The 14,670-nt window shown below is 62.9% G+C and carries 13 protein-coding genes; 7 read left to right on the top strand and 6 right to left on the bottom strand.

What is annotated here, in order from left to right; all coding sequences use genetic code 11:
- Positions 1–116 precede the first annotated feature (116 nt).
- The gene (locus tag DS839_RS09375; protein ID WP_368911416.1) at positions 117–755 is read left to right on the top strand and encodes a TetR/AcrR family transcriptional regulator; all 639 of its coding nucleotides are present in this window, start codon (positions 117–119) and stop codon (positions 753–755) included.
- A 121-nt stretch (positions 756–876) separates the two neighbouring features.
- Positions 877–1,347 (top strand): SRPBCC family protein, encoded by a 471-nt coding sequence (locus DS839_RS09370; RefSeq protein WP_119270054.1) that lies wholly within the window; start codon positions 877–879, stop codon positions 1,345–1,347.
- A 34-nt stretch (positions 1,348–1,381) separates the two neighbouring features.
- On the opposite strand, the gene DS839_RS09365 is transcribed toward DS839_RS09370, so the two are convergent.
- A complete protein-coding gene (locus DS839_RS09365; RefSeq protein ID WP_119270053.1) occupies positions 1,382–3,031 on the bottom strand; it encodes a tetratricopeptide repeat protein in 1,650 nt (549 codons plus the stop codon).
- A gap of 76 nt (positions 3,032–3,107) precedes the next feature.
- Here DS839_RS09365 and DS839_RS09360 point away from each other — a divergent pair, with 76 nt between their 5' ends.
- Together DS839_RS09360 and DS839_RS09355 are read left to right on the top strand one after the other, a co-directional pair.
- Positions 3,108–4,388, top strand: a complete 1,281-nt coding sequence (locus DS839_RS09360; RefSeq protein WP_119270052.1) for an SDR family oxidoreductase — start codon at positions 3,108–3,110, stop codon at positions 4,386–4,388.
- Positions 4,385–4,861, top strand: a complete 477-nt coding sequence (locus tag DS839_RS09355) for a DUF2269 family protein (RefSeq protein WP_368911413.1) — start codon at positions 4,385–4,387, stop codon at positions 4,859–4,861. The genes DS839_RS09360 and DS839_RS09355 overlap by 4 nt, the downstream gene beginning before the upstream one ends.
- Before the next feature lie 11 nt (positions 4,862–4,872).
- Here the strand turns inward: DS839_RS09355 and DS839_RS09350 are convergent, their stop codons facing one another.
- Together DS839_RS09350 and DS839_RS09345 are read right to left on the bottom strand one after the other, a co-directional pair.
- A complete protein-coding gene (locus tag DS839_RS09350) occupies positions 4,873–5,286 on the bottom strand; it encodes a hypothetical protein (protein ID WP_162918414.1) in 414 nt (137 codons plus the stop codon).
- Positions 5,287–5,359: 73 nt separating this feature from the next.
- The gene (locus tag DS839_RS09345; RefSeq protein WP_119270350.1) at positions 5,360–5,719 is read right to left on the bottom strand and encodes a DUF4406 domain-containing protein; all 360 of its coding nucleotides are present in this window, start codon (positions 5,717–5,719) and stop codon (positions 5,360–5,362) included.
- 94 nt (positions 5,720–5,813) lie between these two features.
- Between DS839_RS09345 and DS839_RS09340 the strand changes: the two genes are divergently transcribed.
- A complete protein-coding gene (locus DS839_RS09340) occupies positions 5,814–6,560 on the top strand; it encodes a DeoR/GlpR family DNA-binding transcription regulator (protein WP_119270050.1) in 747 nt (248 codons plus the stop codon).
- Between the two features lie 22 nt (positions 6,561–6,582).
- Here the strand turns inward: DS839_RS09340 and DS839_RS09335 are convergent, their stop codons facing one another.
- From DS839_RS09335 to DS839_RS09325, 3 genes are all read right to left on the bottom strand, one after another.
- A complete protein-coding gene (locus DS839_RS09335) occupies positions 6,583–10,029 on the bottom strand; it encodes a caspase family protein (protein WP_162918413.1) in 3,447 nt (1,148 codons plus the stop codon).
- Between the two features lie 139 nt (positions 10,030–10,168).
- Positions 10,169–11,806 (bottom strand): chaperonin GroEL, encoded by a 1,638-nt coding sequence (gene groL, locus DS839_RS09330; protein WP_119270048.1) that lies wholly within the window; start codon positions 11,804–11,806, stop codon positions 10,169–10,171.
- 47 nt (positions 11,807–11,853) lie between these two features.
- Positions 11,854–12,168: a co-chaperone GroES gene (locus DS839_RS09325; protein ID WP_119270047.1), complete on the bottom strand. Its 315-nt coding sequence runs from the start codon at positions 12,166–12,168 to the stop codon at positions 11,854–11,856.
- Positions 12,169–12,618: 450 nt separating this feature from the next.
- On the opposite strand from DS839_RS09325, the gene DS839_RS09320 reads away from it, so the two are divergent.
- Both DS839_RS09320 and DS839_RS09315 read left to right on the top strand, forming a co-directional pair.
- Positions 12,619–13,671 carry an ATP-NAD kinase family protein gene (locus DS839_RS09320; protein ID WP_119270046.1) on the top strand — a complete coding sequence of 351 codons (1,053 nt, stop codon included), beginning with the start codon at positions 12,619–12,621 and terminating at the stop codon, positions 13,669–13,671.
- Between the two features lie 3 nt (positions 13,672–13,674).
- Positions 13,675–14,658 carry a thiamine pyrophosphate-dependent dehydrogenase E1 component subunit alpha gene (locus tag DS839_RS09315; protein ID WP_119270045.1) on the top strand — a complete coding sequence of 328 codons (984 nt, stop codon included), beginning with the start codon at positions 13,675–13,677 and terminating at the stop codon, positions 14,656–14,658.
- Positions 14,659–14,670: the final 12 nt, after the last annotated feature.

Below are 14,670 nucleotides of genomic sequence, written 5' to 3'. Positions count from 1 at the left end.
TGCGGTATTCTGGCCTCAGCGGAATCATGGGTTGAGGCCGGCAGGGCCTTCGCGCGGCGCCTGAACGAGCGGTGTAACTCATTGAAACTGGACGATTTTATAAGATGGAGAGTGACGTGACCTTGGTCGAGCAGAGGGTGGAGTCGGCAGCGGGGCAGGACGCCCGAAAGCGCCAGCAGATCCTCGAGGGCGCCAGCAAGGTCTTCCATGCCAATGGCTTCGACGGGGCCAGCATGAACGACATCGCCCGGGTAGCCGGCGTGTCGAAAGGCACGCTCTATGTCTATTTCGAGAACAAGGAACGGCTCTTCCTCGAGCTTATCGCCGAGGAGAAGCGGGCGGATCTCTGGCCGATCATGTCGCTCGACCCGGAGGACCATGACATCAGCGCGGTGCTCAACCGCTTCGGCCAGGAATTCCTGAAACTCCTGACCCGGCCCTATTACATCACAGCGATGCGCACGGTATTCTCGATCGTCGAGCGCATGCCCGAGGTCGGCGCCGATTATTATTCGCGGGGGCCGCAAGTCTGCATGGAGAAGCTCGCCCAATATCTCGCGGCGCAGGCGGAAGCGGGCGTCGTCGAGATCGAAGACCCCTTGCTGGCGGCGCAGCAATTCATGGACCTTTCACAGGCGGGCATCCTGCGCAAGCTCCTGTTCAATGCGACATCGACGCCAAGCGAGAGCGAGATCGCGCTGCAGGTCGCGCGCGCGGTGATCTTCTTCCTCAAGGTCTACAAGCCGACTCGCTAGACATGCCCGTCTATGCCAGCAAAGGAACCTGAACTTGCCCTGCGAGTTCTCAAGGTGAATCTCGACCGCTGGGAGCTCCTGATCGATCATCCCGATCTGCCGAAGCAAGGAGGGACCATTCATGATCCCCATCGCCAAAAGCGCAACGTTGATCCGCCGGCCGATTGCCCAAGTGTTCGAGGCGTTCATAGATCCGAAAGTCACCTGTCACTTCTGGTACTCCAAAGGCAGTGGACGCCTGAAGCCTGGCGAGAAAGTGCGCTGGGAGTGGGAAATGTACGGCGTTGGCACCAACGTCACGGTAAAGGCGATTGACGTCAACCGCCGAATTCTTATCGAATGGAACGGTCCGGAAAACCCTTCGGAAGTGGAATGGACATTCGAATCTCGTGGCGACAGGACTTGGGTGACGGTTGAAAATCGGGGCTTTTCCGGTACGCCGGAGGCGCAAATGAAGGAGGCGCTCGACTCGACTCAGGGTTTCACCTTCCTGCTGGGCGGCGCGAAAATCTGGCTCGAGCACGGCATCGAACCCCGCTTCGTGCTGGACCATTCTCCCGAGGGGCTCGTCGAAGGCTGGCGCGATAGATAGCCGCCTTTGCTCCGATACATCCCTGCCGTAAAAATCACGCCACAGCCTTGAGCCGGCAGAAGCAGGAGGCCTTCACCGGCACATCGGCTCGGGCGATTGCGATGTCGAGCCGGGGCTTGATGAGCGCCGCCTCGGCCGTCTTGCCGAGCTTCGTCAGGCATTCGTGGAAGCCGTGCAGGCTCCACACATTGTCGGGATGCTGGCAGGCGCGGCGCAGCGTCGAGTCGAGGCCGAGATCGGCGCGATAGATCGCTTCGGCCTCTTCCACCTTGCCCTGCTCGAGAAGCAAGGCGCCCAGCGCATGGCGGGTCGGCTGCATCCATCCCCAGGGCTCGTCATAGGGAAGATTGTCGTCGAGCTCGACCGACTTGCGCAAATGCGCGAAGGCTTCCGCATGGCGCCCCTTGCGATAGGCAATCTCGCCTTTCATCATCTCGGCCGCGATCGCCAATATGTCGAGACAGGTGTTGTTGAAGAGATAGCGGGTCGGCGGCACTTTGGCCACGGCCACAAAGTGCTTCGCTTCCGCCTCGGCCGCCGTCACATTGCCCGTCGCTGCAAACGCCACCGCTCTGGCATAGCGGATCATCGCCGTCGTCACGCAATAGAGCGCCTGGTTCTGCGGCAGCTTCATCGCGATGATGTCCTGCCATTTGCCGAAGCGGATGAGCACATGCAGCTTCATGGGCACGAAGCTTTCGAGCCAGTCCGCCATCGGCGGCACCTCGATGGTAAGGAGGTTCTCGGTCAGCGTCGCCGCCATTTCCTCCGCCGCCTCGAGCGCCGGCGCCAGCCGGCCCATGAACATCGCGCCATAGATCTTGAAATGGAAATCGTGGCAGCGATAGAGCGAGTAGAAATTGAGAGCGCCTTCCTTCGCCAGATATTTGCGGTCGGCCTTGATGGCGCGGTCGTTCCATTCGACGACATTCTGATAGTCGCCGCACAGCACATCGATATGGGTCGGCATATGGAGGAGATGGCCGGCATCGGGAACGGCCTGGCGCAGCCGATCGCCCGCCTTGAGCGCGCGCTCCGGGGTGGGCGACATCTCCATCAGATGGACATACATATGAAGAAGTCCCGGATGGGTGTCGCCGCCGGGAAGGCGCATCGATTTCTCCAACACGTCGATCGCTTCCAGCGTATCGGCGCCTTCGGCAGGCTTGCCGGTCGCGATGTCCCAGAGCTGCCAGGGGGTGCGGTTCATGATCGCCTCGGCGAAAAGGGCGGCGACGTCGAGGTCCCGGCTGTGCGCCTCGAAGACCTCGCGCATCGCCGCGGCATAGTCGTCATTCCAGATCGGCGTCACCAGGCCCGGGTCGTTCAAGGGATAGCGCAGCGCCAAAGGCTGGATCAGCGCCTTTTCGACCGGGCTCGCGGAAGCGGCATGTTTCAAAGCCTCGGCGGTCGCCCCATAGGCGGTCTTGAGCGAGCGTTCGAGATCGACCGTGTCGAAGGCCTTCCACTGCTTGTTGTAGTTCGGTCCGGCGGCATAGGCGATGCCCCACCAGGCCATGGCGCAGGAGGGATCGGCTTTCGCCGCCTTCTCGAAACAGCGCACCGCCTCGTCGTGATTGTAGCCGTAGCACCAGGCAAGGCCACGATCGAACCAGGCTTGCGCCTCGGCCGAGGATGTGGAAATGCGCCGGCTATAGGAGCCGAGATCGTAATAGTCGGTCATCTGGTGCCTCACCCTTTGGGAAGGTCCATCGTCAGGGGTCTGCGAATCATCGTCAATCCCCTTTACGTTTCGGGCGATGCGCATCCTGGTCCTCGGTGCTGCCGGCTTCATCGGCCGCCATATCGTCTCCGAGCTCATTTCTGCCGGAGACGAGCCCGTGGCCGCGGTGCGCCGGCCAAGGGAATTCTCCAACGCTTTTCCCTCGGTCGAGACCGTCGGCTGCGATCTGGCGCGCGACCTTTCGGTTGCGGACTGGCTGCCGCGCCTCGACCGCATCGATGCGGTGGTGAATGCCGCGGGCCTTCTGCGCGGTGACGGCATGGAAGCCGTCCATGTGTCGGCGCCCAAGGCCCTCTATGAGGCCTGTGCCCGGAAAGGCGTGAAGCGCGTCGTGCTGATCTCGGCGATCAGCGCCAGGCCCGACGTCGACACCGATTACGCGCGCACGAAGCTCGCCGGCGAAAAAGTGCTGGAGGAGAGCGGGCTCGACTGGGTGATCCTCAGGCCTTCGCTCATCGTCGCCAAAGGCTCCTATGGCGGAACCTCGCTGCTGCGCGGCCTTGCCGGATTCCCGCTCATGATGCCCCTCGCCGGCGACGGTTCCCATGCCTTCTCGCCGCTTCACGCCAATGACCTGGCGCGCGCGGTGCGCATCGCCTGCCAAACGGAGCGCTATGGCCGGAAGGTCCTCGAGCCGGCAGGTCCCGAGGTGCTGTCGCTGCGCCAAATCCTGACCCGCTACCGCAGCTGGCTGGGCTTTCCGCCGGCGCCGTTTCTTCCCATTCCCTTGAGCGTCATGCGCATGCTGGCGAAGCTCGGCGACTGGACGGGCAGCGGTCCCATCTCCAGCAACACGCTGGCGCAACTCACCGCCGGAAATGAAGGCGACGGCGAAACCTTCGCCTCAGCGATCGGCTTCAAGCCGCAGGCGCTTTCCGCGCTGATGGCACAAGAGCCGGCAGAGGTGCAGGACCGCTGGCATGCGCGGTTGTTCTTCCTGGCGCCGTTGCTGAAGGCGGTGCTGGTGCTGATGTGGTTCGTTTCAGGTCTTGTCGGCTTCTTCGCCGGGCCCGCGGTCGCAGAGCCAGCCCTCGCGGCCGTCGGACTTGGAAGCGGATGGACGATGCCGATCGTCTGGGCGACATGCCTCCTCGATCTTGCCGTCGCGGCCCTCATCCTCTTCGATCGGCGCGGGACCAGAGCCACGGTCGCCCAGCTCGCGGTCATTGCCTTCTATACGATCGCCTTGACGATCGTCCGGCCTGAGCTCTGGCTCGATCCCCTGGGACCGCTGCTCAAGAATCTGCCTATTCTTGCCGCCGTTCTCTGCCACGGCGCCGTGAGCGATCCCCGATGATCGATCCCTATCTCCTCATCAAATGGCTGCATATCGTAAGCTCCACGATCTTGTTCGGCTTCGGCGCCGGCACCGCTTATTATTTTTGGGCAGCGCACCGGACCGGGGATGCTCGCGTGATCGCCTCGGTCGGGCGCATGGTGGTGAAAGCGGACTGGATCTTCACCGGGACGAGCGGGGTGGTGCAGCCGGTGACCGGCCTTCTGCTCGCGCATCTCTCGGGCCTAGATCTCACGGAATCATGGCTCGTCGCGACCTATCACCTCTATGCGCTGGCGCTCGCCTGCTGGCTTCCGGTCGTCGCCCTGCAGATCAAGGCGCAAAGGCTTGCCGAGACGGCCTGGCGCGAAGGAAAGCCGCTTGGCGCCGATTATCGCCGCACGATGCGCCTGTGGTTCATCCTCGGCTGGCCGGCCTTCCTCGGCCTCATCGTCGTCTTCTGGCTGATGATTGCGCGGCCGAGCTTGTGGTGAGAGCCTATATGCTAACGACCTAGGCGGGGATTGGGCTGGTAATCCGAGCAGTAAAAGAAATTGACCCCCGTCAGCACGAAGAGCTTCTTGTTCTTCCGGATGAGTTGCAGAGTCTTCGTCTCGGTCTTGCCCTGCGTCGTCAATTCGAGACCCAGATTGATCTTGCTGCCCTCGACGCCGACATTGGTGATCCGGCCGACGGTATCCTGCCAGTTCATCTCGGTTGCGGAGAGGTTGATGTAAGCGCGCTTTTCCTTGTAGTCGGGACCGTCCTGATCGGTTCGGCTCATCTTGCACCAGTCCTTGTTCTGCGCATAGGTGCCGAATTCGAGGGGGATTTCGTCCTGGGCCTGGGCCAGGAAGGGGACCGAGACGACGACGGCAGCAGCCACTGCGCCGAACAAGACAAGTGATCTAATTCGCATGAGAAAGACTCCGGTTGGGCACCGGCCTTTAACACAGGACGGCAGGACTTTTCATCCCGCCTTTTGTTCCTGATTACGTTAGGTTCACCGGAATTTCCGATATATCGAAATAGACCGGGATGCCGCGCTCACGCGCAATGCGCACGTCGTTCTCGGCGCCCTTGGATTCGCCGGGCAGCCTCAGCACCGCGTCGCAATGCTGAAGCAGGCGGCCCGCGGTCGGATGAAGGATCCGGTCATAAAGCTTGTCGCCCACGGATTTGCCGCCGGCCATATGCCAGATGGGAAGGGCCACCCATTCGCCGATCATCGGCACATGGCCTTTCTCGAAGATCGGCCAGGACGCTTCCTCCAGCCTTTTCAGATTGGCTGCCATCTTGGCCGGATCATCGCCGGTGCCGGAGCGATAGGGGCCGGCGATCAGGATCATCATGGGTTTCTTCGACATGGGAATACTCCTCGTTCCACTCACTCGGGTCACCATGACATATCGTGACATTTCGTGCAATGTCGTGTAAATTCGTGCAATGCTGACCCAACAGAGAAAGAAGCTTCTGCTCGACCGCCTCGCCACGGACGGGCGGATCATCGCCAAGGATGTGAGCCGGGAGCTGGCACTTTCCGAGGATACGATCCGCCGCGACCTGCGCGAGCTTGCCGCCGATGGCCTGTTGCAGCGCGTCCACGGTGGAGCTCTTCCGGCCTCGCCGACGGTCGCCAACCTTGCCGCCCGCCGCTCCATGGCGAGGGAAGAAAAGCAGCGCCTCGGCCGCAAGGCCGCGACACTGATTTCCCGCCAGCAACGGGTCTTCATCGATGGCGGCACCACCCATCTCGAGCTGGTGCGCGCGCTGCCGCTCGAACTCAGCCTCACCGTCATCACCCACAGCCCGACCATCGCGGCGGCACTCGAGCCGCATCAGGCGGTCGATGTCATCCTGATCGGCGGTACGCTGTTCCGCCATTCCATGGTGGCGGTCGGAGCGGCGGCGCTCGACCAGATCCAGCGCCTCCATATCGATGTCGCGTTCATCGGCCTCACCGGCCTCCATCCCAAAGAGGGCGGGACGACGGGTGATTATGAAGAGGCGGCGATCAAACGGGCGGTCATCGCGCGCGCGGCGGAGACGGTGGCGCTCATGACCCAGGAGAAGCTCGGCGCGGTCTCGGCCTATATGGTCTCTTCGGTCAAGGACCTCGCCTCGGCCGTGGTGCCGCGCGAGGCCGATCTCAAGGGCTTTGCCAGGACGGGCATCGAGCTTATCCGCGCATGAGGCGATTGGCGGGGATGGCGCCTCATTGAAACTCCGCCAGGGCGTCGGCAGGCACATAGCCGAGCTCATGCCCGTCACGGGCGATCAATGCGCGGGCGCCGTCCAGCTTGAGCAAGCGGACGAGGGTGAACGCCTTCTGCTCGCGGTCGTCAGCCCTTCCTTTCGTCAATTCCACGCTCACGGCACGCGTTATGATGCGGTTGGGCTCTCCCGGGATGCTTTCGCCCGGCGCAATATCGGCGACCTGCAGCCCGAGCGGGAAGTTCGACAGGGTTTTGGTCCGCGGACGTTGCTCAAAACCGAATTCCTGCCGGCTGATCTTCGGCACGACGGCGCCGACATGATTGGCGAGCTCGAAGATCTCGATGAAGCTGTCCTTGTTCTCATCGCCATTGGCGAGAGCGTCGAGCAGCGCCCAGGTGAAGAGGCCGTGTCCGCGATAGCCTTCGCGCGCCGGCTGATCGGCGTCGGAGGCGGCGATCACATTGATGCCGACGGCCTGGGTCAGCCGGTCCATGGCCGCGGCTTTTTCGGTCGAGGCGCTGCGCGCCACCGAGCCCGACTCGCAGGTGTCATAGAGAAGAACGCTCGACCGGGCGGCGATACGGGCGAACCATTCCTGCCAGCGATCCTGGCTGATGCCCTTGCTGGCATAGGTGTCGCCGGAAGCGGGCGCAAAATTCTGCGGCAGGAAATAATATTTGCCGTCGACGGTGAGCCCATGGCCGGCGATGAAGAAGACGAATTTGTCTTCCGGCTTGATCTCGCTCGCAAGCGCGGTGAAGGCGCGATCCAGCCCCTCGTCGGTCACGTCCCGGTCGAGCACCGGCACGACCTTGACGTCGTCATAGACATTCCGGCCCACCGCGGTCAGCGCCTGACCTAAGGCGTCGGCATCGGCGGCCGCGTTGCCGAGCCGAAGCGCTGGATCGGCATATTGGTCGACGCCGATGACCAACACGTAGAGATTGCCGCGCTTCTCGGTGCTGATGCCGGCGGCATCGATCATGACGTCGCTCGGCGGCGAGGCAACGAGGTTCTGCGCGTTGTATGCGGTTACGGAGATGACGTTCCGCCCTTGCTTGAGCGCAAAACGGCGCGTCAGCGTGGTGTCCGTGTCGGGCGTCAGGATCTCGGCACTGCGCTCGCGGGCGAGCGCCTGGGTGCGCCCGTCGATGCGCCATTCGATCTTGCCGATGCCGCCGCCCTGATCCTCTATTGTCGCGGTGACCTCGACTTCATCACCCGACCGCTCCGCTTTCTTGATGATGATGCGGGGCGGCGGGCCGGTGTCGATGAGCTTGCGCAGATCGAGCTTTTCCTTTGCCTTGGCATAGCGACCGAAGGGATCGCCCTTGAGCCACTCCTCCACCAGGTCGGGGCGATAGAGCGCCTGAAAGAACTGATGAATGCCGTAGGGCGTGAAGGTATCGACGACGGCGATGAGATCGGTCCCTTGCGCCGGCCCATTGAAGAAGCCGGCGGGTGTCAGCGCCAGCCAGTCATCATCACTGCCTTCGGCCGCGGCAAGCAGGACCGTCTGCTCGCCATCCGCGCGCCATTCCCTAATGGTGGTGTCGCCGCCGCCGGAAAAGATCCGCTCGCCCGAGAAGGCGACGCCGTTAACCGGACCCATATGGCCTCTGAAAGTCTGCACGGGTTTGGCAGAAGCGATGTCCCAGAGAATGACCTCGCCGTCGCCACCGCCCGAGAGAACATGCCGGCCATCGGGCGAGAAGGTTACGGAATAGACCGGTCCATAATGTCCTTCCGCGGTCTTGGCGGCTTCATCGGCGCCGGGAAAATACTGAAAGACCGGGTCTTCCTTGTTTCCCTGGAAGACCGTGCTGGGCTTCATCAAGGCAATATCCCAGATCATGATCTTGCCGTCTTCGCCACCCGACAGGATCTGCCTTCCGTCGGCGGAAAAGGCGACGGACTCGACGCCATCGAGATGAAGGCCACGTTCACTGAGGAGGGTGCCCGAGGCGGTGTCCCATAGTCTCAGATGAACGGTGCCGGAATTTCCCGTCAGGATCCTTTGGCCGTCGGGCGAGAAGGCGACCGCGTTGACATTGCCCGGGAATCTCTGGAAGTCGCGCAGCAGGCTGCCGGTGGCCGCGTCCCACAGCATGATGACCCCGCCATCGCCGCCCGACAGGATGTAGCGACCGTCGGGCGAGAAGGCGACGGCGTTTACGGCACCCGGGTGGCCGGTGAAAGTCCAGGATGGCGTGGCCGAAGGAATATCCCAGAGAATGACGTTGTGGTCCCTGCCGCCCGAAGCGGCATGGCCGCCATCGGGCGAATAAGCGACCGAGAGGACCGCATCGGTGTGGCCTTTGAAGACGTTGAGCAGCTTGCCCGAAGCCGTGTCCCAGGATTTGAGAGTCGCGTCATGGCTGCCCGAAATCAAAACCGTGCCATCGGGTGAAAGGGCGATCGATCTCACCTGGCGCGCATGCTCGTCAAAGCTCTTCAACCGTTGGCCGGTGCCGGCATCCCAGAGGATGATGGCGCGATCCTCACCGCCGGTCAGGATCTGCCTGCCATCGGGCGAAAAGGCCAAAGCGGCGACCGCGCCTGAATGGGCGGAAATGACCTGTACCGGCTTGCCGCTCGATGAGTCCCAGAGACTGATGACGCCATTTGTCCGCCCCGACAGAACCTGGCGGCTGTCCGGCGACAGAATCGTGGTGCGAGTCTCATCCGGAGGGCCATCGAGGCTTGTGGTATTGAGCAGGCTACCTGAGGCCGCCTCCCATTGTGACACCACCTGGACGCCGTCGGTCGCCAGGATCTGACGATCATCCGCGGAGAAGCCGACCTTGCCGAAATAGGGGTTGAATTGCGGGGCCGGAATGTTCTTCAGGATCTGGACGGCGTTGGTGTCCCACAGCGTGACCGACGCGCCCTTCAAGAGGAACAAGCGGCCATCGGAGGAAAAGGCGGCAGACGAAAAACTGAAGATGTCGTTGGTGATGGTGTTGATCGTGCCGCCCGTCTCGGCATCCCACAGTCGCGCCGTCCGGTCGTTGGCGGTCGACAAGATCTTGCGGCCATCGGGCGACATCGCCACGGCGTTGATCCAACCCTGGTGCCCGCGGAAGTCCCTGAGAAGGAGGCCCGACGCCGCGTCCCACAATTTGACGGTGTTGTCGGCGCTGCCCGACAGGATCCTTGATCCATCGGGCGAGACCAGAAGGTGGGTGACCCAGTTCGAATGGCCTCTGAACACCCGAAGCAGCCGGCCCGTCTCCTTGTCCCAGAGCTTGATCGTGCCATAGCCGCCGGACAGGACCAGCCGGCCATCGGGCGAAAAGGCGACCGCGCGCACGAGATTGGCATGGCCGAGCTGCGGCATGATCTGGACGGGGGGCTTGGTGTCCTGGGCCTTGGCCTGAGCGGCCCAGATCATAAGAACGCACAAAGCAAGACTGTGCAGTCCGCTGCGGATGCGGGAAGACACGGGCGCCGTCCTTGCCATTACGTCACTTTGCCGGAAAATCCGGCCGAGTCCATGGCTCGCTGGTGGCAGCCTCATGGCAAAGAAAAAGCCGCCCCGGTTTCCCGGGACGGCTCTTGATTGGTTCGCCTGGTCGGCTGGATTAGAAGTCCATGCCGCCCATGCCGCCGCCGCCCGGCATCGCCGGGGCCGCCGGCTTGTCCTTCGGCTTCTCGGCGACCATGGCTTCGGTCGTGATCAGGAGGGACGCGACCGAGGCTGCATCCTGAAGAGCGGTGCGCACGACCTTGGTCGGGTCGATGATGCCCTTCTCGACGAGATCGCCATATTCCTCGGTCTGCGCGTCGAAGCCGTAATTGCCCGACTTCTCGAGCACCTTGCCGACCACGATCGAGCCTTCGACGCCGGAATTCTCGGCGATCTGGCGGATCGGGGACTCAAGCGCCTTCGACACGATCTTGATGCCGGCCTGGATGTCGGCATTGTCCGACTTCAGGGCGTCGACAGCCTTCTTGGCGCGCAGCAGAGCGACGCCGCCGCCCGGCACGATGCCTTCTTCGACCGCAGCGCGGGTGGCATTGAGCGCGTCGTCGACGCGGTCCTTGCGCTCCTTCACTTCGACTTCCGTCGAGCCGCCGACCTTGATGACGGCGACGCCGCCTGCGAGCTTGGCCAGGCGCTCCTGGAGCTTCTCACGGTCGTAGTCCGACGTCGTCTCTTCGATCTGCTGCTTGATCTGGGCGACACGGCCCTGGATGTCGTTCTTCTTGCCATGTCCGTCGACGATGGTGGTGTTCTCCTTCTCGACGCGCACGCGCTTGGCGCGGCCGAGCATCTCCACCGTGACGTTCTCGAGCTTGATGCCGAGATCTTCCGAGATCACCTGGCCGCCGGTGAGGACGGCGATGTCCTCGAGCATGGCCTTGCGGCGATCGCCGAAGCCCGGGGCCTTGACGGCCGCGACCTTGAGGCCGCCACGGAGCTTGTTGACGACGAGGGTGGCGAGAGCTTCGCCTTCGACGTCCTCAGCGACGATGAGCAGCGGACGGCCGGTCTGCACCACGGCTTCGAGAACCGGGAGCATGGCCTGAAGGCCCGACAGCTTCTTCTCGTGCAGGAGGATATAGACGTCCTCGAGCTCGGCGATCATCTTATCGGCATTGGTGATGAAGTAGGGGGAGAGATAGCCGCGGTCGAACTGCATGCCCTCGACGACGTCGAGCTCGGTGTCGAGCGACTTGGCTTCCTCAACCGTGATGACGCCCTCGTTGCCGACCTTCTGCATGGCCTTGGCGATCATCTCGCCAATGTCCTTCTCGCCATTGGCGGAGATGGTGCCGACCTGGCTGACTTCCTCAGAGCCCTTGACCTTCTTCGAGCGCTTCTTGATGTCCTCGATGGCGGTGCGCACGGCCTGATCGACGCCACGCTTCAGATCCATCGGGTTCATGCCGGCGGCAACCGCCTTCGCACCTTCGCGCACGATCGCCTGGGCGAGCACGCAAGCGGTGGTGGTGCCGTCGCCCGCGACGTCATTGGTCTTGGAGGCGACTTCGCGCACCATCTGGGCGCCCATATTCTCGAACTTGTCGTCGAGCTCGATTTCCTTGGCGACCGTCACACCGTCCTTGGTGGTGCGCGGCGCGCCGAACGACTTGTCGATGACGACATTGCGGCCCTTGGGGCCCAAAGTGACCTTCACCGCATTGGCGAGAATGTCGACGCCGCGGAGCATGCGCTCGCGGGCTTCGCCACCGAAGCGGACTTCTTTCGCTGCCATGTTGTTCTTCCTTTGACCTAAATTGTTGAGCTACAGACCGGAACTGATCAGGCCGCCTTCTTCGAAGACGACTTGCCTTCGAGAACGCCCATGATGTCCGACTCTTTCATGATCAGATATTCGGTGCCGTCGATCTTGACTTCGGTGCCCGACCACTTGCCGAAGAGCACGATGTCGCCGGCCTTGACGTCGATCGGGATCAGCTTGCCCGCTTCGTCGCGCCCGCCAGGGCCGACAGCGATGATTTCGCCCTGCATGGGCTTTTCCTGGGCGGTTTCGGGGATGATAATGCCACCCTTCGTCTTGGTGTCTTCCTCAACCCGGCGCACGACCACGCGGTCGTGCAGAGGACGGAACTTCATGCGATGTCTCCTTCGTTGGTCGCATTGTTCGATTATGGGGATGCCGGAGCATGGTGCGGGGAGAGCGAGGCCTCCCAACCCCCTTCCGGCGCCTGTTAGCACTCATTTATCAGGAGTGCCAGCAGTTGGCGGTTGAGATAGGGCAGGCCGTCCGGACCGTCAAGGGGAAGCCCCGGAAATAATTGAAGAAGCCGGTCTAGCGGTCAGAGGGGCGGCTGACGGCAAGGGGCGGGGCGGCTGACGGCAAGGGGCACCCATATCACGGGAGGATAAATTTCTTATGACTTTGCCATGACTTACGACGATGGTCCCATGACGCGGCGGTAATTAGGCTTCCCCCTTGTCGAAACAAACCTTGCGAGTCATCGTGACGCAAGAGCGTTATCCACTGTCGCTACTACGGCGCGAGACCAAGTAAAACATGCAGGGAACGCTGGAGGAGGAACCCGTTTGGCTCCGACCGTGGGCATCATTGCCAATCCCGTCTCGGCGCGCGACATCCGCCGCGTCATCGCCAATGCGACCGCCCTGCAGATCACCGACCGGGCCAATATCGTGCTGAGAGTGCTGGCCTGCCTCAAGGCTGCGGGCGTCGGCCAGGTGGTGATGATGCCGGAAAACGGCGGAATCCGGCACCATGTGCACCGGGGGCTCGAGCGCTCGCGCAATCTGGGCGAGCATGAGTTCCCCGACCTCGCCTATCTCGACATGGCCATCACCGGCACGGTCGACGACACGATCCGGGCGGCCGATCTCATGCGCCAGAAAAAGATCGATGCCATTGTCGTGCTGGGTGGCGACGGCACGCATCGCGCCGTCGTGTCGCGCTCGGGCGATGTGCCGATCGCCGGCATCTCGACCGGCACCAATAATGCCTTCCCCGAACATCGTGAGCCGACGATCACCGGCCTTGCCGTAGGCCTTGCGGTCACGGGCAAGGTGCCGCCGGCGATCGCCTTCTCGCCCAACAAGAAGCTCAGCGTGCGCATCAATGACAATGCCGCCGAGATCGCGCTTGTCGATGTGGCGCTGGTCACCGAGCGCGTGGTGGGGGCCAGGGCTTTGTGGCGCACCGAGACCTTCCGCGAGCTGTTCGTCACCTTCGCCGACCCTGAATGCATCGGCATGTCGGCGATTGCTGGCCTCCTCGAGCCGGTCAAGCGCAGCGAGCCGCAAGGCCTGCATGTGCTGCTTGCCCCACCCGATGAGGCCGAGCTCAAGCTCAGCGTGCCGATCGCGCCCGGCTATATGCGGGAGATCGGCATCGTCTCATGGCAAAGGCTCAAGCCCGGCAAGGCCTATGGGCCTCAAATCCAGGCCGGCACCATCGCGCTCGACGGCGAGCGCGAACTCTCCTTTTCCGAGCACGACCGCGTGTCCGTTGCGCTCGAGGAGAATGCGTTCCGCACCGTCAATGTCGCCGCCGTCATGAACTACGCAGCGTGCCACGGGCTGATGCGGCGGGCCGGTATCGTTGAGAAGAAAGTTTCGATGGGAGGATAGACGATGAGCAAGAATCCGTTTCCGCTGGGCAAGCAAGGCCTGCTCGAGGCCTACCGCACGATGCGCACGATCCGCGAATTCGAGGAGCGGCTGCACAATGAGTTCGCCAAGGGCGACATACCGGGCTTCGTCCATCTCTATGCCGGCGAAGAAGCCTCGGGCACCGGCATCATGATGCATCTCAACGACCGCGACCGTATCGCCTCGACCCATCGCGGCCACGGCCATTGCATCGCCAAGGGCGTCGATGTGAAGGAGATGATGGGCGAGATCTATGGCAAGGCGATGGGATCGTGCCGCGGCAAGGGCGGGTCGATGCATATCGCCGATCTCTCCAAGGGCATGATGGGGGCCAATGGCATCCTGGGTGCGGGAGCGCCGCTCGCCTGCGGTGCGGCGCTCGCCGCCAAGTATCGCGGCGACGGCGGGGTCGGCATCAGCTTCGTGGGCGATGGCGCCTCGAACCAGGGCATGTTCCTGGAAAGCCTCAATCTCGCGGCGGTGTGGAACCTGCCGGCGATCTTCGTGGTCGAGAACAACGGCTATGCCGAATCGACCTCGCGCGACTATGCGGTGGCGGTCGATTCCTATGTCGACCGCGCGGCGGGCTTCGGCCTGCCGGGCGTCACCGTCGACGGCACCGACTTCTTCGCCGTCTATGAGGCGGCGGGCGAGATCATCAAGCGGGCGCGCGAAGGCGGCGGCCCGGCCTTGCTCGAATGCAAGATGATCCGCTTCTTCGGCCATTTCGAAGGCGACCAGCAAACCTATCGCGGCAAGGGCGAGGTCGAGCAGATCCGGGCGCATCGCGATTGCATCAAACTCTACAGCGCGAAGATCCTGGATGCGGGCGTGGTCAAGAAGGCGGAGCTCGAGGCCATCGACAAGGAAGTGCTGGCCGAGATCGATGCCGCGGTGGCGGCGGCGAAGGCGGCACCGCTGCCGACCGCCAAGGACCTGTTGACCGACGTCTATGTGACTTATTGAGAGGGGACAGAA

The organism is Taklimakanibacter deserti (assembly GCA_003574785.1).
Note: the sequence above shows the minus strand (reverse complement) of the source record. Positions and strands in the feature narration are given on the sequence as shown.

Excerpts from the sequence above, each read along its gene's own strand:
- DS839_RS09315 (WP_119270045.1), top strand. The coding sequence starts at position 13,675 with ATGAGCAAGAATCCGTTTCCGCTGGGCAAGCAAGGCCTGCTCGAGGCC.
- groL (WP_119270048.1), bottom strand. The coding sequence starts at position 11,806 with ATGGCAGCGAAAGAAGTCCGCTTCGGTGGCGAAGCCCGCGAGCGCATG.
- DS839_RS09355 (WP_368911413.1), top strand. The coding sequence starts at position 4,385 with ATGATCGATCCCTATCTCCTCATCAAATGGCTGCATATCGTAAGCTCC.
- DS839_RS09360 (WP_119270052.1), top strand. The coding sequence starts at position 3,108 with ATGCGCATCCTGGTCCTCGGTGCTGCCGGCTTCATCGGCCGCCATATC.
- DS839_RS09350 (WP_162918414.1), bottom strand. The coding sequence starts at position 5,286 with ATGCGAATTAGATCACTTGTCTTGTTCGGCGCAGTGGCTGCTGCCGTC.
- DS839_RS09325 (WP_119270047.1), bottom strand. The coding sequence starts at position 12,168 with ATGAAGTTCCGTCCTCTGCACGACCGCGTGGTCGTGCGCCGGGTTGAG.
- DS839_RS09340 (WP_119270050.1), top strand. The coding sequence starts at position 5,814 with ATGCTGACCCAACAGAGAAAGAAGCTTCTGCTCGACCGCCTCGCCACG.
- DS839_RS09370 (WP_119270054.1), top strand. The coding sequence starts at position 877 with ATGATCCCCATCGCCAAAAGCGCAACGTTGATCCGCCGGCCGATTGCC.
- DS839_RS09345 (WP_119270350.1), bottom strand. The coding sequence starts at position 5,719 with ATGATGATCCTGATCGCCGGCCCCTATCGCTCCGGCACCGGCGATGAT.
- DS839_RS09365 (WP_119270053.1), bottom strand. The coding sequence starts at position 3,031 with ATGACCGACTATTACGATCTCGGCTCCTATAGCCGGCGCATTTCCACA.